21 protein-coding genes are annotated in these 24680 nt (G+C 58.9%); 6 read left to right on the top strand and 15 right to left on the bottom strand.

The window, feature by feature from the left end:
• Position 1: 1 nt before the first annotated feature.
• From mobH to F9Z44_RS20770, 3 genes are all read right to left on the bottom strand, one after another.
• The gene (mobH, locus tag F9Z44_RS20780; RefSeq protein WP_159608875.1) at positions 2-1918 is read right to left on the bottom strand and encodes a MobH family relaxase; all 1917 of its coding nucleotides are present in this window, start codon (positions 1916-1918) and stop codon (positions 2-4) included.
• A gap of 62 nt (positions 1919-1980) precedes the next feature.
• Complete coding sequence (locus F9Z44_RS20775; RefSeq protein WP_159608874.1) at positions 1981-2634, bottom strand: FlhC family transcriptional regulator; 654 nt, start codon at positions 2632-2634, stop codon at positions 1981-1983.
• Positions 2635-2855: 221 nt separating this feature from the next.
• Positions 2856-3491 (bottom strand): hypothetical protein, encoded by a 636-nt coding sequence (locus F9Z44_RS20770; protein WP_159608873.1) that lies wholly within the window; start codon positions 3489-3491, stop codon positions 2856-2858.
• A gap of 143 nt (positions 3492-3634) precedes the next feature.
• Here F9Z44_RS20770 and F9Z44_RS20765 point away from each other — a divergent pair, with 143 nt between their 5' ends.
• Positions 3635-4297: a hypothetical protein gene (locus tag F9Z44_RS20765; RefSeq protein ID WP_159608872.1), complete on the top strand. Its 663-nt coding sequence runs from the start codon at positions 3635-3637 to the stop codon at positions 4295-4297.
• A gap of 64 nt (positions 4298-4361) precedes the next feature.
• Here the strand turns inward: F9Z44_RS20765 and F9Z44_RS20760 are convergent, their stop codons facing one another.
• The 3 genes from F9Z44_RS20760 to F9Z44_RS20750 all read right to left on the bottom strand — a co-directional run bounded on the left by F9Z44_RS20760 (position 4362) and on the right by F9Z44_RS20750 (position 9047).
• On the bottom strand, positions 4362-5426 hold the full coding sequence (locus F9Z44_RS20760) for a DUF7146 domain-containing protein (protein ID WP_159608871.1): 1065 nt from the start codon (positions 5424-5426) through the stop codon (positions 4362-4364).
• A gap of 273 nt (positions 5427-5699) precedes the next feature.
• Positions 5700-7895: a VWA domain-containing protein gene (locus F9Z44_RS20755; protein ID WP_159608870.1), complete on the bottom strand. Its 2196-nt coding sequence runs from the start codon at positions 7893-7895 to the stop codon at positions 5700-5702.
• A gap of 45 nt (positions 7896-7940) precedes the next feature.
• On the bottom strand, positions 7941-9047 hold the full coding sequence (locus F9Z44_RS20750) for a DUF3150 domain-containing protein (RefSeq protein WP_159608869.1): 1107 nt from the start codon (positions 9045-9047) through the stop codon (positions 7941-7943).
• A 294-nt stretch (positions 9048-9341) separates the two neighbouring features.
• On the opposite strand from F9Z44_RS20750, the gene F9Z44_RS20745 reads away from it, so the two are divergent.
• The gene (locus F9Z44_RS20745) at positions 9342-9620 is read left to right on the top strand and encodes a hypothetical protein (protein WP_159608868.1); all 279 of its coding nucleotides are present in this window, start codon (positions 9342-9344) and stop codon (positions 9618-9620) included.
• Positions 9621-9625: 5 nt separating this feature from the next.
• Here the strand turns inward: F9Z44_RS20745 and F9Z44_RS20740 are convergent, their stop codons facing one another.
• The 9 genes from F9Z44_RS20740 to F9Z44_RS23210 form a co-directional block, all read right to left on the bottom strand.
• On the bottom strand, positions 9626-11647 hold the full coding sequence (locus F9Z44_RS20740) for an acyltransferase family protein (protein WP_159608867.1): 2022 nt from the start codon (positions 11645-11647) through the stop codon (positions 9626-9628).
• Between the two features lie 342 nt (positions 11648-11989).
• Complete coding sequence (locus F9Z44_RS20735; protein WP_159608866.1) at positions 11990-14914, bottom strand: adenosylcobalamin-dependent ribonucleoside-diphosphate reductase; 2925 nt, start codon at positions 14912-14914, stop codon at positions 11990-11992.
• A gap of 381 nt (positions 14915-15295) precedes the next feature.
• Positions 15296-15526, bottom strand: a complete 231-nt coding sequence (locus F9Z44_RS20730; RefSeq protein ID WP_159608865.1) for a hypothetical protein — start codon at positions 15524-15526, stop codon at positions 15296-15298.
• Positions 15527-15596: 70 nt separating this feature from the next.
• Positions 15597-16247 (bottom strand): single-stranded DNA-binding protein, encoded by a 651-nt coding sequence (locus F9Z44_RS20725; RefSeq protein WP_159608864.1) that lies wholly within the window; start codon positions 16245-16247, stop codon positions 15597-15599.
• Complete coding sequence (locus F9Z44_RS20720; RefSeq protein WP_159608863.1) at positions 16244-17278, bottom strand: hypothetical protein; 1035 nt, start codon at positions 17276-17278, stop codon at positions 16244-16246. Before F9Z44_RS20720 ends, F9Z44_RS20725 begins: the two co-directional genes overlap by 4 nt.
• Positions 17279-17288: 10 nt before the next feature.
• On the bottom strand, positions 17289-18008 hold the full coding sequence (locus tag F9Z44_RS20715; protein WP_159608862.1) for a hypothetical protein: 720 nt from the start codon (positions 18006-18008) through the stop codon (positions 17289-17291).
• An 8-nt stretch (positions 18009-18016) separates the two neighbouring features.
• Positions 18017-18994: an AAA family ATPase gene (locus F9Z44_RS20710; protein ID WP_159608861.1), complete on the bottom strand. Its 978-nt coding sequence runs from the start codon at positions 18992-18994 to the stop codon at positions 18017-18019.
• The gene (locus tag F9Z44_RS20705) at positions 18978-19628 is read right to left on the bottom strand and encodes a hypothetical protein (protein ID WP_159608860.1); all 651 of its coding nucleotides are present in this window, start codon (positions 19626-19628) and stop codon (positions 18978-18980) included. Before F9Z44_RS20705 ends, F9Z44_RS20710 begins: the two co-directional genes overlap by 17 nt.
• 292 nt (positions 19629-19920) lie before the next feature.
• On the bottom strand, positions 19921-20055 hold the full coding sequence (locus tag F9Z44_RS23210) for a hypothetical protein (RefSeq protein WP_268894232.1): 135 nt from the start codon (positions 20053-20055) through the stop codon (positions 19921-19923).
• 709 nt (positions 20056-20764) lie between these two features.
• Between F9Z44_RS23210 and F9Z44_RS20700 the strand changes: the two genes are divergently transcribed.
• The 4 genes from F9Z44_RS20700 to F9Z44_RS20685 all read left to right on the top strand — a co-directional run bounded on the left by F9Z44_RS20700 (position 20765) and on the right by F9Z44_RS20685 (position 24372).
• Positions 20765-21628: an AcaB family transcriptional regulator gene (locus F9Z44_RS20700; protein ID WP_159608859.1), complete on the top strand. Its 864-nt coding sequence runs from the start codon at positions 20765-20767 to the stop codon at positions 21626-21628.
• A gap of 109 nt (positions 21629-21737) precedes the next feature.
• Complete coding sequence (locus F9Z44_RS20695; RefSeq protein WP_159608858.1) at positions 21738-23528, top strand: ATP-dependent helicase; 1791 nt, start codon at positions 21738-21740, stop codon at positions 23526-23528.
• Positions 23529-23555: 27 nt separating this feature from the next.
• Positions 23556-23771, top strand: coding sequence for a hypothetical protein (locus tag F9Z44_RS20690; protein WP_159608857.1), 216 nt, complete (start codon positions 23556-23558; stop codon positions 23769-23771).
• Between the two features lie 97 nt (positions 23772-23868).
• On the top strand, positions 23869-24372 hold the full coding sequence (locus F9Z44_RS20685; RefSeq protein WP_159608856.1) for a 1-acyl-sn-glycerol-3-phosphate acyltransferase: 504 nt from the start codon (positions 23869-23871) through the stop codon (positions 24370-24372).
• Positions 24373-24680 lie beyond the last annotated feature (308 nt).

Below are 24680 nucleotides of genomic sequence, written 5' to 3'. Positions count from 1 at the left end.
TTCAGAGTCCCAGCTTCTTCACGGCGAACCGCGACAGAATCACACACTCCTTGGGCTTTGCACCCTCAGGGATGGATACCTTGTTGATCTTCAAACCAGGGGTAGCAGCTGGGCTGTACACGAGCCCTGCAGCGGCCATCTCCCCTACCCAGCCCGGCACATCCCGGACGATCGTATTGAGGAACTCCAGTGCGATGGCGGCGCCGTGATCGGTCATGCGCATGTGCTTGCTCGCCTCACCCCGATCACGCCATGCTTTCATGACCTTGCCCAACAGCTCTATGTGCAAGCGCTTCTTGATGTCTTTCTGGACTTCCGAGGGCACCAGATCGCTGTACTTGACCTCAGCCGCTTCTTTGATCGCTGGCGCAGCTTGCCCATCGGCCTCTACCGCCGGCGCCGGAGAGATGGCCAGAGGCACCAAGGACTCTGCGGCGCGCAGGCCTTCTGGCTCTTCCGACTGCGCCGTTGATTGGGGAGGCTGCTGCGCTCCTACTTCTGTTTCAGAATCACTTTCCCGTTGCAGGAGGTCAGGCTGACTGGGTGCCGTCAGCGAAGCAAGGGGATCTTCAAATTCTTGGCCCACTGGTACAGGCTTTGCCTTCGGTTCGGGCTTCTTCCGCTGCACGCGCTCTGCCTTCGCCTCAGCTGCCGCGAGGGGATCTGCTGCAATGACCGCGGCGACCGTTTTTGGAGCCTTGATGTCCAAAGCGTCGGGGTCGAAATCTTCCATGACAGAAAGAGGGTTCTTTATCTGGAGGGCGCGAACGATCTCGCCTTCGTCTGCGACGACCTCCACCATGCCCATTTCCTCGCCGTTGTTCGTCACGATTCCAGACGCCTTGAGCAATTCGGCGATGGTGGCGGGGTTCGTCGGCCAGCCTTGAATTTGCTCACGCTGTCCGAAGTTGGCGATGTCCTCAATCGCTTCTGGCCAGACGAGATACACACCCGATGCATCCGCGCGTACTCGGTCGCCGTTGAGCTTCCAGGTTGGAGTGGCGAGAAGTGTGCGTATGGCGCCCACGAGATACGGTCCCAAGTGGGTGCCGACCTTCTGACGACCAAAGGCTTGTGGACGCCGGGCTTCTTCTCTACGAGAAATTCGCATCCAGACGGTGGCGATCACGTCCTGGCAATTGCGCGCAGACGATGGCTGACCCGAGCTGATTTCGTACAGCGCCTTGACCAATTCGGGCGAACCGTCATCGAGCCACTGGAGATTGTCCGCCCCGACCACCTGGGCAATCATCGACGCGATATGCGTGGAGGGTCCCACTTGCTGCTCGGTCTCGTCCTGGTCTGGCCACGACGCGAAGATGCGTGAAGTCCCGCCTTGCTGAGCCCATTGCGTGAGACTGCCGAAATGACGTCTCCACGCCTTGCCGTCTGCACCCGTCACCACAACAGTGTCCAGGCACCTACCAAGGGGGTAAAACATACCGCCGAGGAAACTGACGTAGCGCCAACGTGTTTCCAGGGCATGCCGGCGTTCCACAGTCTCATTGCCGGTGAATATCCGTCCATCTGATGCCTGGAAGGAAAAGAAGGCCATTTCGAGTGCAGCGCGGAACAACCCCCCATGACCAGAAAACAGACCGCTTGAGGTAGCCGGCAGAGTGTTGACCTGCTCGGCAAGGTTGCGAAGCGGAGCGATGAACCGAGCATCGAACACCGGGGCATCCATCGCGGCATGCAGGCGCAGGCGTTGGATCAGATCCGCATTGGAGTCGAGGAGGGCCTGAGGATCGTTTACCGGCAACCCCTGGTCAATGGGCGGGTAGACAGGCGCCTGCGCGGTTGCGGGTACAACCTTTTGTGCGGTTGTGGAGGAGACTGATGGGGTCTGGCTGACCAGAGCCTCAGTCTTGGCGAAAAGGGATTTGAGCCACGTTTGGAGCATGTGGGTATTTTTCAACCCAGCAGTGCCAAAGCACTGAGCTCCAAACAGCGTATATCGCGTCGTTGACGCGATGTGGGTCAGCCAAATTTGTAAGTTTGTTCCGTTGCCGCGCGTTTTGCCGCCAGTCGTTCCTCGATCAGCAGGTTCGCGTTGTCCATGCGCAAGTCCTGAATGGAACAGACGGGGCACGTGGACTGGCCTTGGTGGGAGGCAGACACGGGGTAGCGGGAGTTGCAGTCACCGCACTGGTGCACTTCGATGGCCCGTTCCTTGATGCCCTGCACCATGAGGTAGTAGCTCTCGAAGGAGATGCGAGGCTCCACACCCCACGAGTAGTAGTCGGAACGGTACTTGTTGTAGACAGCCAGTCGTTTGTCACAAGCCTTGGCCAGATTCGTTTCCGCTTCTGCATACTCGCCAGCGCCACGCGAGCCAAAATGCAGTGCAATCAGATACGCGGCGTCGTACTTGTCTGTCTTGCTGGAAATGAAAGTCTTGGACGTGTAGTCGCGACCCACACCACGCGGACGATTCACTTCTTCGCCCATCTCGCCATAACGACGGTCAATTTCTTCCTTGATCCGTTGACTGCGGAGGTCGGTGCCTGTGATCTCCTGAATCAGTGCGGTGCGCTGAGTCAACAGAATGAGCTGGTCGAAGCGGTCTTCCCACGCGGGGTCGGTGAAGATCAGTTTTCTAGTTCTTTTTGCTGCAACAGCGCGTCCGCTCATGGTGTTCACTGATTTACCCCTGAAGAATTGGTGGATGTCATACCTGCAAACGAATGACGCTCCATAGGCCCAAATATCGGCAACAGGCGCGGCGTCCTGAGTTCTCTTTTTGGGCAAATGTCACACATGATCGCGTTTGGTTGGTTATCTGGGTTAAGGCGGAATCGAAAAGCTACTTTTCGCGTAACGAAGTGGCAAACGAGAGCAATGAACGGGCCATCTCACCTGAAGTTGGCCCGCCCTTTCTTGGACATGAAAGCCAGTCGTGTCCGCTCCCCAACCGTCATGTTTCCAGCGAGCACGGCAGAGAAGTACTGGTCACTGGCAGACAGGTTGAGAGCCATCCCAGGACTGGCGGCAAGATCTTTCAACTGATGCGGCGTTGAGGCACTAAGGATGCCGGCCTCCGACGCTGTGAGGTCGTGGAGAATGCAGCCCTTTTCCATGTCAGTTCGGATGGCATCAAGGCGCACGCACAATGCCATGAAGACTTCTTCGCGGTTGCCGAGCTCGTGCGGGTCCACCGTTGAGAACGGCCGAGATCCCGGTGCTGGATGCCCTTCAAGCAAGGCGATGGTGAAAAGTGGGCACAGGCAGTCTGCAGCCGCCGTGACATCCTCCTCTGAGTAGACGGAAAGCCGCTCCAGAAGATCGCGCTGACCTGGAAACCACCTCGCGACGATTCGCGGATCGATGTCATCTAGAACTCGGGCGATTTCCCAACGCCTGAGCAGAACGGTCAGGTTCTCGGCGCGTACTGCGCGCGTTTCGGTCGGCAATTGCCACTGGGTGTCGTTTCCGCCTGACTGACTCGTAAACAAAGGCATTCCTTTAAATGGTTGCGTGCGGGAGGCCACATTAAATCCAGAGAGACCGAACTAAAATGGGGTGCTTGGGTGGGCACCCATGCACTATGAAAACATAAAACGGGCCTATGTCAACCCAAAATAACCGACGAGCTGGCACCCTAAATCAGCGATTCACGCAGAGGCTTCGGGTCTTGCTTGACCAGCAGGGCTATCCCGCTTCGATTCGAGACCGCAGCAAGGCGCTGAGCATCAGGCTGGGTGTGTTCGAGTCCGTGGCCAGCGCACTTCTCACCGGAAGTGAGATGCCCGACTACGACGTGCTGATGAATCTCTGTGAACTTACGGGAAAAAACCCAGGATGGTTTTTGGACGCTGGCAAAGAAACTTTGCCAGCGCGCACAAAGCTGGTTCGTTGTGTGGGTCCGGGAGAGGAGCTGGCCATTTGCCTTCCCACGACTCTTTGTGAAGGTCGAGTCGACGAGCAGCAGGCCTTGAACTACTACCGTGCGGTGCGCGCCATGGGCTTTGGCGTGAAGGGTGGTGATTTCATCCTCACCGTGGACGCTGAGCTGCAACCTCAAGCACTGGCGAAGGGCGACTTGTACTTGGTGGGAAGCGAACACGGGTATGACATCCGGCGCTGCGTGCACACCGGGGGCGACCGAGCCGCCCTCACGACCTTCGACGGAAAACAGGTTCAAACGATCCGCAAGCACGGACTGCGAGAGGTGCAGGCAGACTTTCAGGACAGCGGCCTGGGCAATGACCTGCATCACTTCGGCAAGATCATCGCGGTGCTCAAGGGCGCAGACAACCTTCCCACCACCGCTGAGGCCTGGGATCTGTTGGTCTGACGACACCCGCTCGGGGTACAGACGAAAAAAAGGGCCGCCTCGCGGGCAGCCCTTTCCATGTTGCTCAAAGTGCATGGGAACGCTCATAGGCTTTCGCCCACTGGTTTGCCATGTCCTCACCCTCGGTTGCGGCCTGGATGACCAGGACACGTAGCCCGTCCTTGCGTGCACGCTGGGCCAACTGCTCGGCGTAGAAGCTGCCAGGACGGCGAAACTTCTGCACCCCGTTGACCACACCGGCAGCCTTGCGCGCATCGTGGTCGGCGAAGATCACTAGGCGGCGAACCGTTGCCTTGAGGTCTTCAGGCAACACAAACTGCGCCATCGCTGGCCCGTTCAAGCAAGGCCAGACCGGGAGGCGGCGAAGCATCGCAGCGCCCAGTCCGGTTTCAATGCCTTCGCAAACCCCTAGGGTGTCGCCCTGAGGCTCCATCATTCGGATTGCAAAGGCGTTGACGCCCACGCCGTAGTCGGTTTTCTTGACGAGCGGCACGTTGGCTTTACGGCCATCCGACGTCAAGAAGGTTTTGTGCAGCTGCACGACATTGCCCGCGGCGTCCATCGCCAAGGCCAGCATCGCTGGGTGCTTGCCGAGAGATACCGGCTTGCCGCCATCCTGCTCGGGTGGCGCCCAGTACTCCAGTCCCGGATGGAAGCGAAGCATGTTCGGCTGCACGTCCAGTCCTGGCACGCGGCACTTCAGGTAGAGGTCGACCGGGTCACCACTGGTGATCGGGCGGGCCTGTTCCCAGAAGTTCTTGATCCGCTGCAGGTTTCGCTGTGCAACTTCTGGTGTCATGTCATCACGGCCGGTGGCGCGAGACTCACGCGCGATGGCTTGAATCTGCGCCCCTGAGCCGTAGTGCGTTCGCACATGATCTGCAGCCTCTCGGAAGGTGCGGTATCCCATGTGACTCATGAGCATCTGAAATCCGCTCGCGTATCGGCCGCCGGTGCACTGATTGCACACCCAGGCACCGCCGTTCTTCTTGGCCCAACGGTAGCGATCATTGCCCCCGCAGAAGGGGCACGGACCATTGCGCTGGATGAAGAACTTCGTGTCCATGCCGGCCGCCGTCAGAATGTCTGGCCAGCGTCCGTAGACAAGGTCTTCAGCATTGACGTTCATGCTCCTAGCTCCTCAATAAAAAAGCCGGGGGCCGCCTCACCCATAGGGACAAGCTGCCCCCGGAGGTGGTTGATAGCAGCCAGTGGGCTGCGAAAGACGCAAGATGCGTTAACGAGGCAATTCTCCAGGGAGTGCGCCTCCTCGTCCAACCGATCAGGCCAGTTCAGGCCAATATCTGAACTGGACGGGCTCAAGGCTTTTTTCAGGGCTCGCATGAACGCTGAAAAAAGCCCCCCCGCAGTGCGGAGGGACCTAAAGGTTGCTGAAGTGCTTTCAGGCTGCGCGTTGCAATGCAACTTGCTCTTTGAAAAGCTTCTCCAGCGCATCGGGCAATTGATTCACGTCATGGACTGCGACCGAGCGGGGGATGTGAGCACTGATGTCACAGCCGATCCCCACACCGAACACTTCCACGTCGTTCTCCAGCGCCAGCGCGAGCACCTTCTGCACGAGCTGTGGGTCATCAGGTCCATCGTCAGTGACGATGAACATGAAGTGCCGTTCGCGTTGCTGTTGCAAGAGCTTGGGCAACTCGGTGGCCATGGCGAGCCCCAAGGGGGTTCCACCATCTGCCTTGAGGTCAGCCACGCGACGAACAGCCTGCTGGGCAGGTTCGCCAAAGCGCTGCAGGGTCTCGGTAGCCGACGACGTGTGGGGGAAAGTGGCCACCGAAGTGGTGACACGCCCTACCCGTTGCATCGCCAGGCTGAACGCAACTGCGACTTCGGCCGCCATCGCCAGATCGGACTTCATGCTGCCGGAGGTATCAAGCAACACGGTTGCCGCTGCGTCGATCCCGTTGACCAGCTTGCGCACCTTGAACACTTTCGTGTCGCCAAGGCGGGCCAGTCTCCAGAATCGATTCGTTGCAATCTGGCCACCCGCTTGAGCGTACTTTGCAGGACGCCGACGCTTGTCTTGCATCTCCTTCAGCAGTACCCGGACCAAGCGGCCTTGCACTCCATCGAGCTTGAGGCTCAGAGGGGTGTCAGACGTAGCCACAAGCTTCAGGGCGTGAGCCCCGGGACTGCCAGCTGCTGGACCTGCTGCATCGCTTTGCACCACCGTGAGGCTTTTGTGCGCGGCATCGAGCAGATCTTCGACGTCATCTCCTGCTTCCAGCCCTGCGAGCGCCGCTGCCATCGTGGCCACGTCACTCGCCGTTGCTTCTTGAAGCTCCAGGTCTTTGTACTGCTCTGGATCCGGAAGGCCAAACTTGGCCTCGTAGGCTTTGAGCAGCAGGTCACCCATGTCGAACTTTTCGCTCGGAATAGGCGCGCCAGCTTCCTGTGCGCTTTCAGGTTCACCTTCAGGGCCTTCGCCCGTGGGTTCGCCAATCTGCCCGCCTTGACCGACCGGGTTGGCTGAAGGTTGCCCCCCCGCCTGGCCGTCCGCTGGTTGCCCAGCTCCACCGCTTGAGTCGTCGGCACCCGCCTCGGAGCCCCCGGACGCGCCTGAGTCCCCGGATGAGGCCGTCTCGCCTGCATCCCCCGCACCGCCACCTGGTTGTGACTGCTGCGGGTCAGTGCTTTCGGAGCCCTCTTCGTTGCCTGTATCCCCCGCACCCTGCGGTTGGCCACCATGCTCGCCAGCATCAGACCCTGGGGAGCCTTGCGACCCCCCACCGTCCTCCTGCGCTTCCGAACCATCCTGTTGGGTGGTGTCTTGGGGACCGTCGGGCTGACCGTCTTCTTCGTCGGCGCCGGCGTTGCCTTCTGTGACATCGCTGGATCCGGCGTTCTCATCCGGTTCACCTTGCGTTTCTTCAGGCTGCCCCTGGCTTTCGTCCTGCGCCTGATCACCGCCTGCTTCTTGCTCAGGTTGTTGTTCCTGTTGCTGCTCGGCCGCGTGCAGTTGCTGCACCAGACGAATGGCAACGGCTTCACAGTCTGCACTGTTGGCCATGCCGGCAATTTCGCCCACCGCTTGAACGATGGCGTCTCGCTGCTTGTCCGTCACGACGACCGCAGTCTTCGCCAGAATCTCCGGCGCATAACGCTCTATCGCGCGCTGGGGGGCCACCGCTTGCGTTCCTCGAAGAAGGATCTCCAAAGACAGCGAGGCAGCCTTACCGGCGTCAGAGGTCACATCGAGCTTTGCAGCAATTGCCTGCATTGCCTCTTCGAGCCCACGACCGAGTACCAGCCCTGCTCCAGCGAATCGCTGGTTCATTCGGGCCTCGACGCGAGGGTCTTCCAAGCAGTTGAACACTGCCAGCTGCTCATCGTTGAGCCTGTCGATCACGTGTGCGTCGGTCTCCAGGAGGTGACCACACTCGTGTACGGCCATGCGCGTGAGCAGGGCGATTTCTGCAGCATCACCCACAGAGGGTGCAGGCAGCATGAGAGAGCCGTCAGCGCCCATCGCGGCGGTGTTGCACCACTGGACGGGGACAGAGCGGCCTACGATCATCGCCACGAATGCAGCGATGACCTTCCTGGCATGCGCCAGGTCATTGGTTTGAGTCATGGGTTCTCCTGCAGCCCCGGCACGAGGCCGGGGTCACATTGAGGTTCAGAAAATGCCGACGAACTCAGGGGTGAAGTCGTCAGCTGCGATGACCGCGCTTTCGAGCACTTGCGGCTCGGCGGTCTGGATCTCGGCCACTGCTGATGCAGCGACGATTTCCGGGGTGGTGGGCTCTACAGCCACAACGTCCACATGGTCAGACACTGAGTCAGGCACGGTCAGCAGCAACGACTCGAAAGCCGCGTTTGCCGAACCGGTGTCCATCACCATGCGAGCTGCTTCCATCGCCGTTGTCGGGTTGGAGAGCATCTGGGCCACTGTCCAGACATGCAGCAGGTGCACGCCATCGATGGGGCCTTCCGTGGGGAGGAGCGACAACACGTGGTCGACAATCTTGGCCAGCGGCTCCACGGTGTGGTCCAAAAAGCTGAAGCTCTTGAACTTTTCACCGATTCGCTTGAGCGGGCCCAAGGTCTTTGGCGTGATCTTCTCGCGCTTGCGCACGACACCGTGTGCGTCCTTGCCCGTCAGGTATTTCTCCATCAGGGTTCGGGCTTCTTCGGCGGCATCTGCGAACAACTCGCCTTTGAGGCCAGTCATCTGCTTGCCGAACATCTTGTTCGCGTCACTGAACTCATCGGTGCTTGGGGCACTGACGCGGCACAGGTGAAAGCCGAACGAGAGCCGCCCGGCAACGTATTCCGGGGTGGGAATGTCGTTGATCAGGTGAGCCCAGTTCACGTTGTCATCGCGTTCGCGCCACTCAGTGATGCGCACATCGAAGTCACGGTACAGGCGCTGGGCATGGTCATCGAAGCGTTGCTTGATGTCCATGAGGCCCTTGAACACCTTGTCCACCTTGGACTCAGGAATTCCGACCGTCCCAAGGAGCGGCAGGCCGTTGAGCTTCAGCAGCTTGTCGGCCTCGCGCTTGAACTTGAGGAAGGGTGCGAGATCGTCGGGATCGGCGATCTTGATGGATCCCAGCGTGGCCAACGACTCCGGGGGGAGATCGGCCAGCATGGGATTCTTGGAGAGCAATGCCTCCTTGCGGAGACGCTTTCGGCCGGACCAGAGATGGATGTCCAGGGCGACGCAGACAATCCCATCGGTCTTTGTCTGCTTGATGTTGGGAACAACTGGTGTGTTCATTTTGGGTTCTCGCAAAAGAAAGCGGGAACCCAAATCCCCGAGCGGGAAATGAATTCCCGCAGGGGTTGAGGTTAAAGGTGGGCGCTAAGACCCACGGACGGCAGTACCGAACAGTTCAAATGTAGCGGCGCCGCACATTCCGCGCAAACGATTCAGGCCGGGGTCGTAAGTCTCTGTTGCACCTAGTTGCCCACTGTTTACCGATTCCCCAGGTGTCGGTAAAAGAGAATGAGATGCGGCCATTGCATGAAAGCGCAGCAGTGCTCAAAATTGCGCCAAGGAGGCACTGACGCCATGACGAAAGAGCGCTCCATCGCTGAGGAAGAAGCAAACTTCGTGGGAGAACTGACTCGCCAGTACGGCCCGCTACTGACAGGCAAAGAAGCATGCGCCTTGTTGAAATACAAGACTCCAGGCGCTCTTTCCACGGCTCGAAAGCGTGGTCACATCGACATCAGCCCACTAGCCATGCCGGGTCGTAAGGCTCACTTCTACGCGACTGAGCATGTCGCTACGATATTGGCAAAGTGGAAGCAGTCGCGCGACCCTGCCAGAGAGAAGCCGGGTTCGTAGCAGACTCAGCGCGGGCCATTCGCTTCCGACATGCGCGTAACCAGCCAAGGCCCTACGTGCTCTGCACCTCGGATGTTGAGATGGTCCTTGTCGTGATAGAACGGTCCGTCCTTGTCGCCCATTAGGCATTTGCCGCCGGTACAGAAATGCGATTCCGGACGCAAGACGGTGAAGCCTTCGATCTCGGGCACCTGGTCAAGCAACCTCCGTAAAAGAGCCTGCTGCTTGCTCATCACTTCCTGTGACACCGAGTTCCTTTCGATCGCAGCCTCTGCTTCGGGGAGGCCCCACATCCCGCGCTGATTGATCCGATGGAAAACCGCTCTTGGATCGGCGAGCTGCTGGGGAACTTGCTCGACAAAGAAGACCTTTGCCCCCAGCGCTTCATAGGCACGCACCGTACGCTCGAGCCCACGCACAAATACCTCGCGTGAATGCTCCTTGGACAGTGGGTTGGACTCGTCCTCGACCAGGTAGTACTTACGAGCTGAGCTCGCGGAATCCTCGGTATCGATGTACATGCTCCACCGGCCCACAAGCAACACATTTTGAGGCCTGGTCTTCACGGCAAAGTTGTACTGCTCCTGAGCGAGGGTCTGGCACACACCAGCTGGCCAATTGCCCGCGCGCACGTCCACGCCGATCAGAGGGATGCAACCGCCCAGCCCCATGTACGCTGGCGTGGAATCCCTTTGGTTTGTAGCGGCGACCACTGCGGGCAGAAAGGCATCGGCGTGGCTGTCACCGAACAGGGCAACGTCGACCCGGGTAACTTTATCGGGATCAGGCAAGCGACAAAGCGCTTGCACCCCTGTAGGCAAGGAAGGTTCGCTTCCGCAGGGCTTGGCGAGGTCCTGCCATCGGAATGTGTCGGCCACCTTGGCGTAGTTGTCGATCCGATCGGGGAAACCCTTGTTCCCGTACAGCACGAAGGCCAAGCCGACCACCACCGCAGCGGTTGCGCCCGAGCCGATGAAGATCGAGCGGCGGGAGACCTTGGACGGTGAGCGGAACGGCTGTTCCACAAGGTGACGGGTGAAATAGGCCAGAACAAAGGTGGCCACGGACAGAGCGAGGAAAACTCGCATGTGCGGCTCCTCAAGCGATGCCCGGCGCGCGAGAGCAAACAGCGGCTGGTGCCAGAGATAGGCGCTGTAACTCAGCAAGCCGATGTAGACCAACGCCTTTGTCCCAAGCAGCCTGCCGACCAAGTTGTTGGGCCGAGCAAACAGGATGATCAGTACGGCACCGATGGCTGGCAGAAGTGCGTAGATACCTGGAAAAGGCGTGGCACGGTCGTAGAGGTGAACGCTCAGACCGATCATGACCAGACCGGCGCCGGCGAGGAACCCCGACAGTGAGTCTGCCCGAAGGAGGGGCAACCCAGATCTGCTGAGGTAAACGGCAGCCAACGCTCCCACCATCAACTCCCACGCTCTGAACGGGAGCAGGTAAAAAGCGGCATTGGGATGCGCTGTAGCGCCCCACTGCGCGAGCGCGAAACTTCCGAGGGCGACCGTGGCCAAACCCACTAAAACGGCCTGCCTGCCTCGACGAAACAATGCCGCAGCAAGAAGAGGGAACAGCATGTAGTACTGCTCCTCGACGGCCAGCGACCACGTGTGCAGGAGCGGCAAATATTCGGCGCTCGTGTCGAAGTAGCCGCTTTCGTTCCAGAACAAAAAGTTCGAAGAAAACAAGGCCACTGCCAGCAAGCTCTTGCCCAGCTCCTTCAAGTCTTCAGGCAACAGGATGAACCACGCCGCCACAGCGGTGGCAACAGTAACGACGAACAGTGCTGGGAGGATTCGGCGGGCGCGCCGCTCATAGAACCGGGCCAGAGAAAACTTGCCTTCTTCCAGCTCCCCGAACACGATGGTGGTGATCAGGTATCCGCTGATCACGAAAAACACATCGACCCCGACGAAGCCCCCACTGAAGCTGGACAAGCCCGCGTGGAAAAGGATGACCGGCAACACCGCAACGGCTCTGAGTCCGTCAACTTCCCTTCGATAATTCAATTTCACCGTTCCTGTCTGTGGCTTGAGTGCTTGCCTGCAACGCCGGCCTTCGAAGCGCGACGGTCCGCACACCGGTGCGCGAGTGACAGCTGGGACCGGGGCGTAGCAGTACTTGAGGTGGTAGTTTGCCTGAGATTCCAGGCGAATCTAGAGGCAACCGCAGGGGGGCGCGAGGTCTGGCGCACCCCGCATTCCTCAACGGTGAGGTTGCGAGGGGAGATCGAGGAGTGCCCCTACAAAAAGCAACTTTTCAGTGCAGTCTCTCTGAAGGCCATCGAGCCTTTAGACAGACCCCTCCGCGAGGGAGGGGACTGAGAGGACCGGGTTTCCCCGGCCCTTTTTTGCACATCAGCCGCAAGAACCAATGTGCCCGCAGTGGCTGCACACCTCACAGCCCGATTTTTTATGAACAGTCATCTGATGGCAATCCGGGCATTGCTTGCCGCCGCCTTGAACCAAAGGGTTCGTGGTTTCGACAACCTCCACCACCGCGTGCGCATCGCCGGACCGCGCCATTGGCTCGCCTTCCAGCAAGCCCAGCAACTTCATGCGAGCCAGCAGCAGAGTTGCAACGTAGGCCACCGTGCTCGGGTAGTTTTGCTGCTTCACGTCACCAGGCACATGCGCAAGGAAATCCCCACGCACTTCACCAAAGTTGGCCAGCTTCTGCAGCTTCATGGCAACCCATTTCGGATCGCTCACGCGCATATCGATCGACAGCACCTTCATCAGTCCGTCCAGCACCTTGGGGTACCGGCCAGACAGCCACACCGAGTAGGGACGAACCTGGCCGTTGGGCAGCTTCAGTTCCTTCGTGTGCAACAGGAAGTCGTCACCCGTTGCCGGGTTGCTGACATCCACGTGCCACCCGATTGCGCCGTTAGGACCGGTCTTGGGCTCGCGACGGCTGAACAATGCATCCACCATGGGCGAAGGCTTGCCGCCACCGAAAGCGCCGATCTGGGTCAGGCGGTGCTTGACCAACACTGCAAAGCCAGCGGTGAGTGATGGCATCATCACGCGCTTGCCCGTAGCCGGATCGTTCATCTCGAAGCCATCATCACCGATCGTGTTGATCAGGGAATCCAGCTTCATCTCCAGGAACGCACCGTCATCGGTGCGCATGTCCACGCTCAAGGCCTTGGCGATGGCGCCCAGCCCGCGGGGAGCTTCGTTGCCGGCGATGTACACCTCCAGCGGATGTCGCACACCGTTTTCCCAATGGTTGACCACCACCGCGAAATCACCTTGGGGGTGACGCAAGCTGTAGGTGATGCCTTCGGCGTTCACGTCTGGGCGGCTGGGCCACTTCAACGTTTCCACAATGTTCGGCACGTCCTTGATTTCCACGCGACGATCGGGATCATCGACACGAATGTCTTGGGCGCCTTCACTGGCCTTCTTGTCCGCAGCCGACACCAAAACCGAGCCGGTTATGGCGTTTGGTCTGTACGTGGTGATCCCTTTTAATTTTGACCTCCACGCATCCATGTAGATGTTGGCGAAAGCTTCGAAGGGGTAGTCGGCCGGCACGTTGACAGTCTTGCTGATCGCACTGTCCACGAACGGAATCACAGCCGCCATGATGCGCAGGTGCTCCTCAACAGTCAGTGTCTGAGCGGTCGCGATGATCGATGCGTCTGCATCTTCACCCTGGACCATCTTGAGCACGCGGTAAGCGTGGTCGTCGGCTTGCCACAGCTTGCGCTCCTCGCCTTTGCCGGTGCGCACATTTCGGTACGCGCTCAGGTCAAACGTGGGCTCAATGCCGGAACTTGCGTTGTCTGCAAATGCCAGAGCGATCGTGCCGGTGGGCGCAATCGAAAGCAGATGCGAGTTGCGGATACCGTGCTCACGGATTGCCGCTTTGATGTGGTCAGGCAGTGTCGATGCGAACGTACCCTCTTCCAGGTACTGGTCAGCATTGAACAGCGGGAAGGAGCCCAGTTCTTTTGCCAGATCAACCGATGCCATGTAGGCCGCGTCACGCTGCTCACGCGACACGGTGGAAGCGAATTCAGCAGACTCTTCGCTGCCGTAACGCAAGCCCAGCATCGCCATTGCGTTGGCCAAGCCGAGGAAGCCGATGCCCAGACGACGCTTCGCTTCTGCTTCAGCCTTCTGTTGTGGCAGCGGCCACTTCGTCACGTCCAACACGCGATCGAGCAGACGCACACCACCTGCAACCACACGACGAAACGCCGCATAGTCAAAGTACGCTTCCTTGGTGAAAGGGTTCACCACGAATCGCGCCAGGAAGGTCGAGCCAAGGCAGCAGCAACCGTACGGGGGCAACACTTGCTCACCACAAGGGTTGGTCGCCTCAAGCTTTTCGATCGCTCGAAGGTTGTTCGCGCGGTTGATCGTATCGAGGAACAGAATTCCCGGATCTGCGCTCTCATACGTATTACGCATGATCTTTTCCCACAGGTAGCGGGCTTTGACCGTGCGGTAGACGAAACGGCTCACGCCGTCTTTGCCCACCAGGACTTCATGCGGAACAGTGGCCGGCTCTGCTTCATGCACGAGAGCGAAATCGCCATCGCTGACGACTGCCTCCATGAACGCATCTGTTACGCCCACGCTGATGTTGAATTGGGAGAGCGGAGCCAGTGCGCTGCGCACTGCCCAACCGAAGCCCATCTTGGACTGCATCAGCCCGAGGAAGGTTGCTTCCTCCTTCTCATCCAGACCAAGAGTTTTGAAGTCTGGTGCCTTCTTCGCATCGATGAACAACTCGATGTCAGGGTGGTCGCAACGCAGCACGCCCATCTGGGCACCGCGTCGAGCGCCAGCGGATTCAACGGTCGTGCAAGCACGGTCGAACACACGCATGAAGCTCACCGGGCCGGAAGCGTTCGAATCGGTTCCCTTCACGCGTGCACCCATCGGGCGAATGCTTGAAAAGTCGTATCCAACACCACCACCTCGACGCATGGTTTCGGTGGCATGTCCGAGTGCTTCCATGATGCCAGGCACGCCGTCTTTGTAGCCAGTCATCGTGTCCGAAAGGGGCTGCACGAAGCAGTTAATCATCGTGGCCACGCGGTCCATTCCGGCTGCGCTGTTGATGCGTCCGCCAGGGATGAAGCCATCTGCCTGCGTTTGCAGAAAGTTGGATTCCATCTCTTGTGATGTGGCCAAAGCTTTGGCCACACGTTTCTGCACGTCGATCACCTCGGTCTCACCGGGGGCGGCGTACTTTTCTTTGAAAATGTGCAAGCACAGATCCTGCGGCTGCAGGGCAGGCAACACAGCAAATTCGTTTTTCATTTGGAACTCTCCAGGGGGGTTAAAAATTGGCAAAAGTGGGTCGAAAGAAAGCGAGACCCGCGAATGCACACCCCCCCAGTCGGGAGATGCACATTGGCCGGTCCCGATGGGATGCAGTCCTGCATAGACAGAACGGCACTAAGGCAGAACACGCACCCTGCGAAGGGATGGGCGTTCAAAGTTGAAAGACTGGGGTTACACGCCGGTGAGGGCGAGCACAAGGTATCCCAGCGCCTTGTTCGAGCTCGTGAGAGCAGAAAACTCTGTAGAAAGCACCTTTCGCAAAGGCACTTTCACCAAAATTCGATTTGTATTTTCTCGCAACTGAACGAAGTGAGCAAACCAACACGGCCAGTCTTTCGACTGGCCGTGCGGTTTTCCTCAATGCAGCACAGTTGGTCCCCACTGCAGTTGGTGGAAGCTTTCGACTTCCTGGTACCACTGTGGGCCGGGCGGCTTGCCGTCGACCATCAGACCCACGTAGGGACTGAACTCGACGGAACGGACGCCCATGGACGAATCGCGCTTTTCGACGACGATCATCATGGCGCGCTCGCCCGTTGACTGTTGAAACTTCTTCACCTGCTCTCGCAGGGCTTCGGTGATGCACATGCGTTTCTCCTGATCGGATGACCAGGAACGCCCCGACTGGGAGCGTCCCAGTCGGGGTTGGTTGTTTTGTTCAGACGAACGTTTGGGTCACATCTTCGAACCCATCGCTGGGATCTCCGGTGAAACCGTGGTCGTCAAAACCATCTGGCTCCTGGGGAGCGGTTTGCTGCACCGATGGAGCAGATCGAGATACGGGCCGCGCGGTCTGGGGAGCAGCTCCAGCATTGCTCGTTGGAGCACGCTGGTTGAAGCCACCTTTTTCTGCGGCGTAGGCATTGGGAGCGGTACCGCGGTTGCCACCACCGTTGCCGGAGGGTGAGTTGCCGCCGTAGTTGCCACCGTTGCCGTTTCCATTGCCAGATCGTTGACCTTGGTTTCCAACTTGGTTGCTGGCTTGGCCATCGCCCCGGCTGCTGCGCGGGCGGGCACCCTTGCTGTACCAGGTCATCCGGTATTTGACGAACTGCTTGCGTTGCTGCTGTGCATCTGTGTAGCTCGATGTCTCCTGGGTTCCGGTGGCTGAGATCAGCTGACCTTTCTCCGTGGATTCACAGAACCGCTCAGCCTCCTCGCCCCAGACGAAGAAGTTGACCGCCTCGGTCACTTCATCGCCTTTGGCCCATCGAGAACTCAACAAGCGGAATTCACAAACGCAGCTGTCACCCACGATCTTGACGGTAGGCTGTTCAGCCAGGCGCCCGTGGGCTGTGATGACGATCATGCTTTCTCCTGAAGATTCTGGACTTTGTAGAGGTTCTTTTTGCCCTCACCACCATTGGTAAGGGTCACGGGCACTTTGCCCATCGGGGTGATCGAAATGCGATCGCCCAACTGGCAATCTGCAAGTTCGAGCTCGCGTTCGAGTTCGGCACCACGAAGCGGGAATTCAGCGCCGTTGTCCATCTGGATGATGGCGGTGAACACCTCGTATGCATCACGTCCCCGGGGCGTCACCTTTCGGCTCCCAGCTTCACGCAAGGTGCCTACGTAGGTGAATCCCACCGCTGGCTTGGGCGCGAAGACTTTCGACTCCGGTGCCTGGGCCTGCGTGGCAGGTGCTCGCGGCTGCTCGCGTTTGGACGCGGGTGCCGGATGTTGTTTCGGTGCGGGCGTTCCCTGCGCCGCCGCTGCTCGCTGGACCACGGCTGTCGGAGATGGTGCTGCCACCACATCCTTCGTCGCGACCTTGGGCGGAACCTTGACAGTGTCTTTTGGCGGTTTGACCGCCTTGACCTTGCCTTTGCCCACAGCGTTGATGAGTTTCTCTGCGAGGTACACCGTCTCATCCTTCACATCCTCCAAATCCGACTTGGGGTCGAATACAGCATCAGGAAAGTTGAACCGGCGACCTTTCATCATGGCCCGCAGTCGGGGTTCATGAACGATCAGGTCTCGCTTGACAACCTTGAGCGTCTTGTAGACACGCATGTTGATGACGCCAACCGCAGGATCGAGGCGGATCGAGATGATCCGGTCTGCAATCTCGAAGTCGCTTGCCTGCACCATGACCGGAGCCGAGCACTCGCCCGTCGCTTTCGCTCCTGGGTTGCGTTCGGCCGCCTCTTTGGCCTTGGCCAAGGTCTGGCGCATCGCGTCACTTTTGCTGATGACCACCTTGGGAGTGATCACCGGGTTGCGGAGGCGTGGCTTCACGAGCCTTGAAAGGCCTGCGATGCTTGACGCCACCACCCTGCTGGTTCCGAGCGTGAGAGCGCGGGCAGCATTGATGAGGGGGTGAATATGTTTGTTCACTTTGTTCCTGTTAAAAGGCGGCCTGACTCGCATCGGCTATCCAGCCGTCTGCGTCATCAGTGTTGTTGTGAATGACTGGAGCCGCCAGCATCGCGTCGCGTAGCGACCAACGCAGCTGCTCCAAAGTTCTTTGTGTGGTTGCCTCCGCGAACCACTTGGACAGGAATTGCTTCCAGGCCATTGGATCGTTCTTCGGTGTCACAGCCGGCACTTGGCCCGACTGTGCAATGACAACTTGCTTGTTCTCGACTGCCCAGTTGGACAGCACAAGTGCGAATGCGGGGTGGGTGTCCGGTGCGGTGAAGTACTGCACTGCCCGCCGCTGCCTGGCGATCCAGACGTCAGCGGTGTTGCGTACTCCGTCCACGCCTTGCAGAAGCACTTCCCACTCCTGCAGCAGCGCGTCGACATCCAGGCCAATGCTCCGGGTGACCATGAGCACCAGCTCACCATCGCCTGCAAAGTCCAGGTCGGGGTGCACTTCGGAAAACTCGCCAAGCACCTTGCCGTCAGGGGTGACGTTTCGGTGGAGGTACTTGCACCTTGCGGCGCGGGAGTACCCCATGCGAACCTTCGCGGTCAGTGCACCGCCAAGCTTGATGGCGTTGATGGTCTCAAGCTTGAGCGTCCCATCGAGCTTTATCTCCGCGATCATGACTTCCGATCCCCGGGGGCAGAACCCCCAGGCACCTTTGTCCGAATGTTGGTAGACATCAAAGACAAGGTTCATACCCTGCCTCAGCTCTGCATGTTTTCGTCGTAGCCCGCAATGAGCGTGATTTGCTCATTGACGGCTGTCGCCATGGCTGCGCTCATGCGCACGGCCTGACGAACTGCGTAGTGCAGTCCGCTTTGGTTCTGTTTGCGCATGACACCCTGGTACATGACCGTGTACTTCGCCCAACGAAGCAGCACCCGAGTTGACAAAGGCTTGTCGATTCCGGGGGCATCGTTGAGGAAGGCCTGGCGCACGTTGTTGGCCACCTGCACGACCACCTTGGCGATCGATTCAGCAACCGTCCTGTCAACCTTGCCGGCCAACAGGTGCCGCAGCACCAGCGCTTCTTCAAGCTCGGGCTTGAGGTATTCCACTTCCATGTGGGACCAGCGGTCATCGTTGGCCACGTCCTGCACGTTTCGCCCTGCGACCGCGGCTCGGCTGTCTTCAGGATTCTGCGTGGCAAAGAACCGGGTGGTCTTCGCTGGCGTGATCGTCTCCCCGGTTTCAGGGATCGTGATCGAGTAACCCTCCAGCAGCATGTTGAGACCGGTGGCCTCTCCCGCGTCCAGAGTGTTGTACTCGTCCAGCAGCACAGACGTGCCTTCACGGCATGCCTTGAGCACCGGGCCATCTTTCCAAACGAGCTTGCCATCCTCGGTCGGCAGCAGCTGACCTATCAGGCGGAAGCTCTCAGTGGTGGGTGAGCACGGCACTTTGTAGAGCGGCACGTTCAGACGCGCGTGCCACTGTTCGATGATCGAGGTCTTACCCGCTGCGGGACTTCCTTCGATCTTCAATGCCTTGAATCCGCCAACCCAGAACATCGTCAACTGGCGCGTGCGCTCAGTATCAAAGACGTACATCGGGTCAACCGGGGGGACGCCGTTCAAACCAGGCGCGAGGCCTGGAATTTCGGCTGATTCGGGCGCTTCAAGCAGGCCGAAGACTGCGCGCACGTTGTACTTCTGGTGTACGGGTTTAATGGTGTTTTCCATCGAAAAGTTCCTTAAAGACACTTTGGAGGCCAATCTCTTTGAGTACGGGGACTAAGCCGTCCGTCAAACGTTCAGGGCTGTATCCGCAGATAGCGCAGCACTGTTCGAACGAGAATGGAGTTAAGGGTTGGGACAGGACTGTCTCAACCGTTCGGCCGCTTTCCCCGTGTAGGGACGCGACCATCGTTTTCGGAGCGAAGATCCACCGCAGGACCTCTTTCTTCTCCGCGCCGTTGCCTTTAGCCTGAAGGAGCTTCAGCGAGTAGTGCAGTACACCCTCGTGCAACTCCTCAATGGCGGCATCGGACCACTCGATGTGTTCGTCAACGAAGTCCTCGATCTTTTCCGCGACATCGGCCCTCAAGGGGTCAACATCACAGTTCAGTTCGTTTCCTTCGGCAACGCCCCCGAGTGGCATGTCCAGCAAGCTGTCGTCGATCAGATCGAACAGGCTTGTCGTGTCCTCGTCCCTCTTGAGCAGAACGCTCTTGATGGATCTGGCTTTGACGGCCTTTTCTTTCTTGCTCTGACGTTGTTGCTCGCGCTGGGCCCACGCATGAATTTCGTGGGCCATGAACATCGGCAGGAAAAGCTGTTGCGCTTGCGGTTGGGTATCAATCGCCCCGGCGTGCATGGGACTGCTCCCTGACGCCGGTGATGTTTTTTTCCATCATGCTTCCAGCTAAATAGCCGAGCAGCATCCCTACCGGGAAGCTGGTCCCGGCTGGGTTGATGAATGCGGTTTGAAGCCGCTAGTTGTGCGCTGACACGGATGCCAGCTCTGCTCGAATTTGCATCGAGAAGTGCTCACGGTGCTGGATGCGTCCAGGTCCGTCAGCAGTTCTCACGCGGAGTGTGTGCGAAGGGATGAAATGAAAAAAGGAAGGGCCAGGCCCTTCCTTTTTTACAAACGTTGCAGCGTCAACTCACCGAGTTGCTTGCTCGACCACGAAGTCCACATGAGTGGTACGCGACTTCACTGTTTCAACTGCGGGGAGCATTGCCCCGGCGGTGTTGACCAAAACCATGGCAATGACGAAAACGGCGAGAACTACTTTCATGGGGACCACCTAAAAGGATTCCCACAAAGCAGTCCACCCCATAGGGCATTGGAATGCCCATGTGGGGAGGTTGATGTGCGACAGGCAAACCCGGAGGTCGGCAAGTCAGTTGAAGGCGTGTACTGGACACGCAACTGAACCGAAGTTCAGTTCTTTTCGGCGAACCGAGGAAGACCTCACATCTCGATCAAGAGACGTCAGGTATTACCCGCTGTGTGGCGAAGTATATGCAGAGAGCGATGTGTGTTGAAAGAGGAAACTGCGATGGGCAGGGTGCCGAAGCACCCGCCATGCAAGAACTCGTGGAGTTCTTTTCATCTTTATGTTCCCCTTTCAGGTAGCACTTCGCCGTCGCAAAGAGCAGTTCAGTTTCGACTCGGAAGGTTTACGTGTCCCAGTTGCACGGCCGCTGGATACCAGACGACGTACGAAGTATTGAGCAGCTCGAAACGCGGGTCAAACCAATCTGGCCACTTCCCGCGAAAAAGTTTCTGAGGCGACTCGAACGTGGTTTACCGCCAAAGCAGCAACTGGCCACATCGGGGGCACCAACACACGTCAATCCGCCCAGTCACCCTGAGTTTCCTTGAAAAAAAAGCACTCAGACCGAGGCTTTGCATTGGTTTGGGTGCATTGACTCAACCTGACTGCTGCAGGACCGCTCCTAAAGTCAAGTGGCGTTTTCTCAACCCACTGGAGAGTCCTTTCTATGACCAATGCAGCCCTCACGGCGACCGACGCCGACGCCCAGATTCAAAAACAACGCCAGAAGGCCTTGCAGATGGTCTTCGGCGAGAAGTTCGGTTCGAATTTCCAGAGCCCCGTTGTCTTCATTGACAACGCTGAGTTGCAGTCACCTGCCTCCACCCGCTTCTTCCGCAAGGACTTCGCCTACCTGTCCAAGCAGCTGTTCCTGGAATACCAGTACCGCAGCTGGCGCGGCTTCAATCCCGAGACGCTGGAGAAGTACAACGAAGTGATCACGAAAAAGCTGGCCAGCATCAACACTTTGATGACCAGCAACATCAGCCGCCTGGAAAAGCTTCTCCAGCAGAACGGCGTGAAGATGGAAACCTCGCTTTACCCAAACCCGGTGCACATGACCGTGCCGGTGATCGCGGCACACGCGCGCAGCTACTTCAAGTTGCTCACCGACCTGGACAAGGTCAACCTCATGGCCGGCACCGCCAACCTGTTGGGCGTGATCGACTCGGCCCAGCGCGCCGAAGTTGAATTCCTGTGCAAAAAGGCTGTGCGCGCCTTCCGAGCCATTCTGCAGACAGAAGTGGTCAAGCTGTACCGTGAAGCTGACCGCCTGATCAAGGAACAGCAGACCAGTGGCACCGTCAATCCCGAGATGGCCGATGTGGTCTCGCAGCAGGGCAAGGACATCGCGGCCTTCTCTGCTTCCGAGTCGGAAGGTGCAGATGCCGATTCCAGCATGGACCTCGGCGGCGCTGACCCGAGCAAGGTGATTGACGACGCTACAGCAGCCGCGGTTGCGGCCGCTGGCAAGGGCAAGGCCAAAACGCCGAAAGCGAAAGAGGTGGACCCCGCCGCCGTGGCCGCTTAACCACCTCTCTGTGAGGTTGAGAGAGGGCCGCCACTGCGCGGCCCTTCTCATTTGAGCACCTACCACGCCTGCCCGCTCTATTTGACTAATTCCACTCGGACCAGCGCCCATGGCCTTCACCCCACAACAGCAGCAAGCGATTGACCACGACGGTCACCTGCTTATCGTCGCCGGGCCCGGATCAGGCAAGACCACCACCTCGGTGGCCAAAGCCATGCGCATTCTGTCCGACCCGAACCGCCGTCTGATCATGGTCACCTTCACCAAGGAGGGTGCAGACGAAATGCGCCGCCGGCTGGACGCAGCACAGGTCAAGGCCGGAGGCAAGCCCTTCGGTGATGAACGCTTGCTCATCGGAACCTTCCACAGCATTGCCATCAAGCACCTGTTCCGACACGTGCCCCGACGCAAGGTCCTAAGCCCCGTCCAACAAGGGATCCTCCTGCAGGATGCGCTGTTCACGTTCCTCAAGAGTGCAGAGGACCAAAAGGCTGCTCGCGAGATCTTCGAGCTGTACATGTACGCCATCGACCGAACAAAGCTCGAAGTGCCCGAGGTGGCCATGAAGGTCATTGAGAGGTACATGGAGCGACTGAAGGCCACTGGACAGATGGATCTTTACTCGATCATGCGTGACTGTGCCCTCAGGGTTCACGAGGGCACGATCCCGCCAATGCCTTACACCGACATGCTGGTGGACGAAGGTCAGGACACAGACGATCTGCAGCGCTGCTGGATCTTTGCTCACGCGCGATCTGGATGCAACGTCACCATCGTTGGAGATGACGACCAGAGCATCTACGAGTGGCGTCAGGCTCTCGGCTACGCCGGCATGAAATCCTTCTTGGACACCTTCGATGCAAAGAGGATCGAGCTGGGTGACAACTTCCGCTGCCGCCAGGAGATCCTGTTTCACGCGGTCACTCTGGTCAGCCTGAACAAGGCACGGCTGTCGAAGACGCTTGTTGCACGCCGCGGCAAGGGCGGTGCCATAGCCGCATACTCCACCGCCAATGCCGAGAAGCAGGCGCAAGAACTGGCCGCCATGGTTGTGGAAACGCCTGCGCAACACGTCAATGCCGTGGTTCTTGCGCGAACCAACCGCTCGCTGGATCTTTTGGAACTTGAACTGCGAAGCGCCGGAGTCGACTACAAGCGCGTCGGCAAGAGCATCTGGGAGAACTCGCACATTGCGGGCTATCTGTCGTTCTTGCAAGCACTGGTAGACAACTCCCCGGTCGGCGTACTCGGCGTGCTGCACTTCAACGGCATCGGGGATGAGATGAAGACCTCCATCCTGCGCGAAATGAACGGCTCGGCAGCCCAACTGCTTGATGGCAACGTTCCCGAACTTGAGGACGCACCGCCTGGTGAGATGAAGCAACTCAAAAGTCTGGCCAAAGACTGCGCCTACTGGAGGGCCCAACTGCGAGCGAGCAACGCCGGCACCGGTGGGTCTGTAGCTGAGGTGATTCTTGAAGTGGGCGACATGTATGCGGGATGGCTCAAGGCGGAGCGCAAGACAGGCGCGGCAGACCTGGTGGGCATCTGCGCCAGGATCCTGAGCGACCTGCGAGGTACGCTTTCCAGCCGCCTGAAGCTGGTGTCCACGAAGAACCGCGACCTAAGCGACGTGAGACTGGTCCTGATGACCATGCACGGCTCCAAGGGCCTCGAATTCGAAACCGTGCACATCCTGGACGCATCGGCATCCGACAATGATTCCGCCGTGGTCAACTACGAAGCAGAACGTCGCCTGATGTTCGTCGCCATAACGCGGGCAAAGAACCGCTGCCTGGTGTGGTTCAGCGGTAAGCCCCACCTCACCGTGGTTGAATCCAAGATGGCCGTGAAACTGAGACTGTCCGACGCGACGAAGGTCATCACAGACGGCAACTGAGCTGTTCGCCGGGCAACACTCCACGCCATGTACCAGGTCATCGACGCCGGCGCCATCGAACATGAGAAGGAGCCACACCGGCTGCTTCTGCTCCAAGCTGATACCGTCGAAGAGCTGGAGGCGTTGATTTCTCTCTCCAAGGCCAAAGGCTGGCTCGAATATGTGGAAGGCGTTGCGACGCAGGGCCCGCGTCTCGGTAGCTGGATGCTCAAACCCGATGCCCCACCAACCAGCACAGCTTGAAGATGGCGAGAAAGCCGGTAGCCTGACATCCATGACAACACCCTCCTCTCCTGCACACCCGCGCCGCTGGGTCTACCTACGGCCAGTGAGGCTCTGTATGACGGCCGCCCTCGCTGCGGCGCTGCGCACGCGCGCCACCATCGCACCAAAAGCACGGGAAATGTTGGTCAAAGGCGGGACGATCCTGACATCGAACCATGTGAGCTTGCTTGACGGCGTGCTACTGGCCCTCCTAAGCCCTGCACCGCTGGCAGTGGGGGTCGACAGCGACTGGTCCGTGAAAAGTCCGTGGGCAGCCCGTGGGATGGCCACGCTGTGCTGGTTGGGCTACGGGTGGGTGGTACCGCTGGACTCGGGCACGCCACAAGGCCTGCGCAAGTTGGCGCGCCACCTCCGCGAGGGGCGCAGCGTCCTGTTGTTCCCTGAGGGTCAGATCAGCCCCAATGGAAGGCCACAAGCTGAGCGCCCAGGCGTGAGTTGGCTCGCGGAGCGAACCGGGGCCAAAGTGGTCCGCGCCAGCATCGACGGCGCCGAGCGCTCGCTGATCTTTGCCAAGGCTGGCGATCACCTGTGGCCACGAATTGCCATCACCGTGAGCTGATGAAGCACTGAGAACTCCTTGCGGGGAATGCGGCATTTCCCCGCCTCAAGAGGTGATCAAACTTAAAGCTTCACCTCTGCACAGGTCCAACTTTTTGAACTATTGTTTTCCCCCAAGGTCAGGCTATAGAAATATCGAGCCTTTCGCAAACGTGCAAAAGTACCGATGAAGTGCAGAAATGCGGCCCATGTAAGTCAAGGGGATAGCACGGAAGCCATTCGATTCAAGCGTCAACCTGATTCATACCTACAACGTGCTAACTCGCGTTATAAAACCATTCTGCATGTACATCTTGGCTGGTTTCTGCG

It is taken from the genome of Hydrogenophaga sp. PBL-H3, from assembly GCF_010104355.1.
GTDB lineage: Bacteria > Pseudomonadota > Gammaproteobacteria > Burkholderiales > Burkholderiaceae_C > Hydrogenophaga.
Note: the sequence above shows the minus strand (reverse complement) of the source record. Positions and strands in the feature narration are given on the sequence as shown.

Bases quoted from the DNA above. Each gene is read 5' to 3' on its own strand.
- F9Z44_RS20715 (WP_159608862.1), bottom strand. From the start codon at position 18,008: ATGAACCTTGTCTTTGATGTCTACCAACATTCGGACAAAGGTGCCTGG.
- F9Z44_RS20775 (WP_159608874.1), bottom strand. From the start codon at position 2,634: ATGAGCGGACGCGCTGTTGCAGCAAAAAGAACTAGAAAACTGATCTTC.
- F9Z44_RS20710 (WP_159608861.1), bottom strand. From the start codon at position 18,994: ATGGAAAACACCATTAAACCCGTACACCAGAAGTACAACGTGCGCGCA.
- F9Z44_RS20730 (WP_159608865.1), bottom strand. From the start codon at position 15,526: ATGTGCATCACCGAAGCCCTGCGAGAGCAGGTGAAGAAGTTTCAACAG.
- F9Z44_RS20745 (WP_159608868.1), top strand. From the start codon at position 9,342: ATGACGAAAGAGCGCTCCATCGCTGAGGAAGAAGCAAACTTCGTGGGA.
- F9Z44_RS20690 (WP_159608857.1), top strand. From the start codon at position 23,556: ATGTACCAGGTCATCGACGCCGGCGCCATCGAACATGAGAAGGAGCCA.
- F9Z44_RS20695 (WP_159608858.1), top strand. From the start codon at position 21,738: ATGGCCTTCACCCCACAACAGCAGCAAGCGATTGACCACGACGGTCAC.
- F9Z44_RS20735 (WP_159608866.1), bottom strand. From the start codon at position 14,914: ATGAAAAACGAATTTGCTGTGTTGCCTGCCCTGCAGCCGCAGGATCTG.
- F9Z44_RS20705 (WP_159608860.1), bottom strand. From the start codon at position 19,628: ATGCACGCCGGGGCGATTGATACCCAACCGCAAGCGCAACAGCTTTTC.
- F9Z44_RS20755 (WP_159608870.1), bottom strand. From the start codon at position 7,895: ATGACTCAAACCAATGACCTGGCGCATGCCAGGAAGGTCATCGCTGCA.
- F9Z44_RS20750 (WP_159608869.1), bottom strand. From the start codon at position 9,047: ATGAACACACCAGTTGTTCCCAACATCAAGCAGACAAAGACCGATGGG.
- F9Z44_RS20685 (WP_159608856.1), top strand. From the start codon at position 23,869: ATGACGGCCGCCCTCGCTGCGGCGCTGCGCACGCGCGCCACCATCGCA.
- F9Z44_RS23210 (WP_268894232.1), bottom strand. From the start codon at position 20,055: ATGAAAGTAGTTCTCGCCGTTTTCGTCATTGCCATGGTTTTGGTCAAC.
- F9Z44_RS20725 (WP_159608864.1), bottom strand. From the start codon at position 16,247: ATGATCGTCATCACAGCCCACGGGCGCCTGGCTGAACAGCCTACCGTC.
- F9Z44_RS20700 (WP_159608859.1), top strand. From the start codon at position 20,765: ATGACCAATGCAGCCCTCACGGCGACCGACGCCGACGCCCAGATTCAA.
- F9Z44_RS20760 (WP_159608871.1), bottom strand. From the start codon at position 5,426: ATGAACGTCAATGCTGAAGACCTTGTCTACGGACGCTGGCCAGACATT.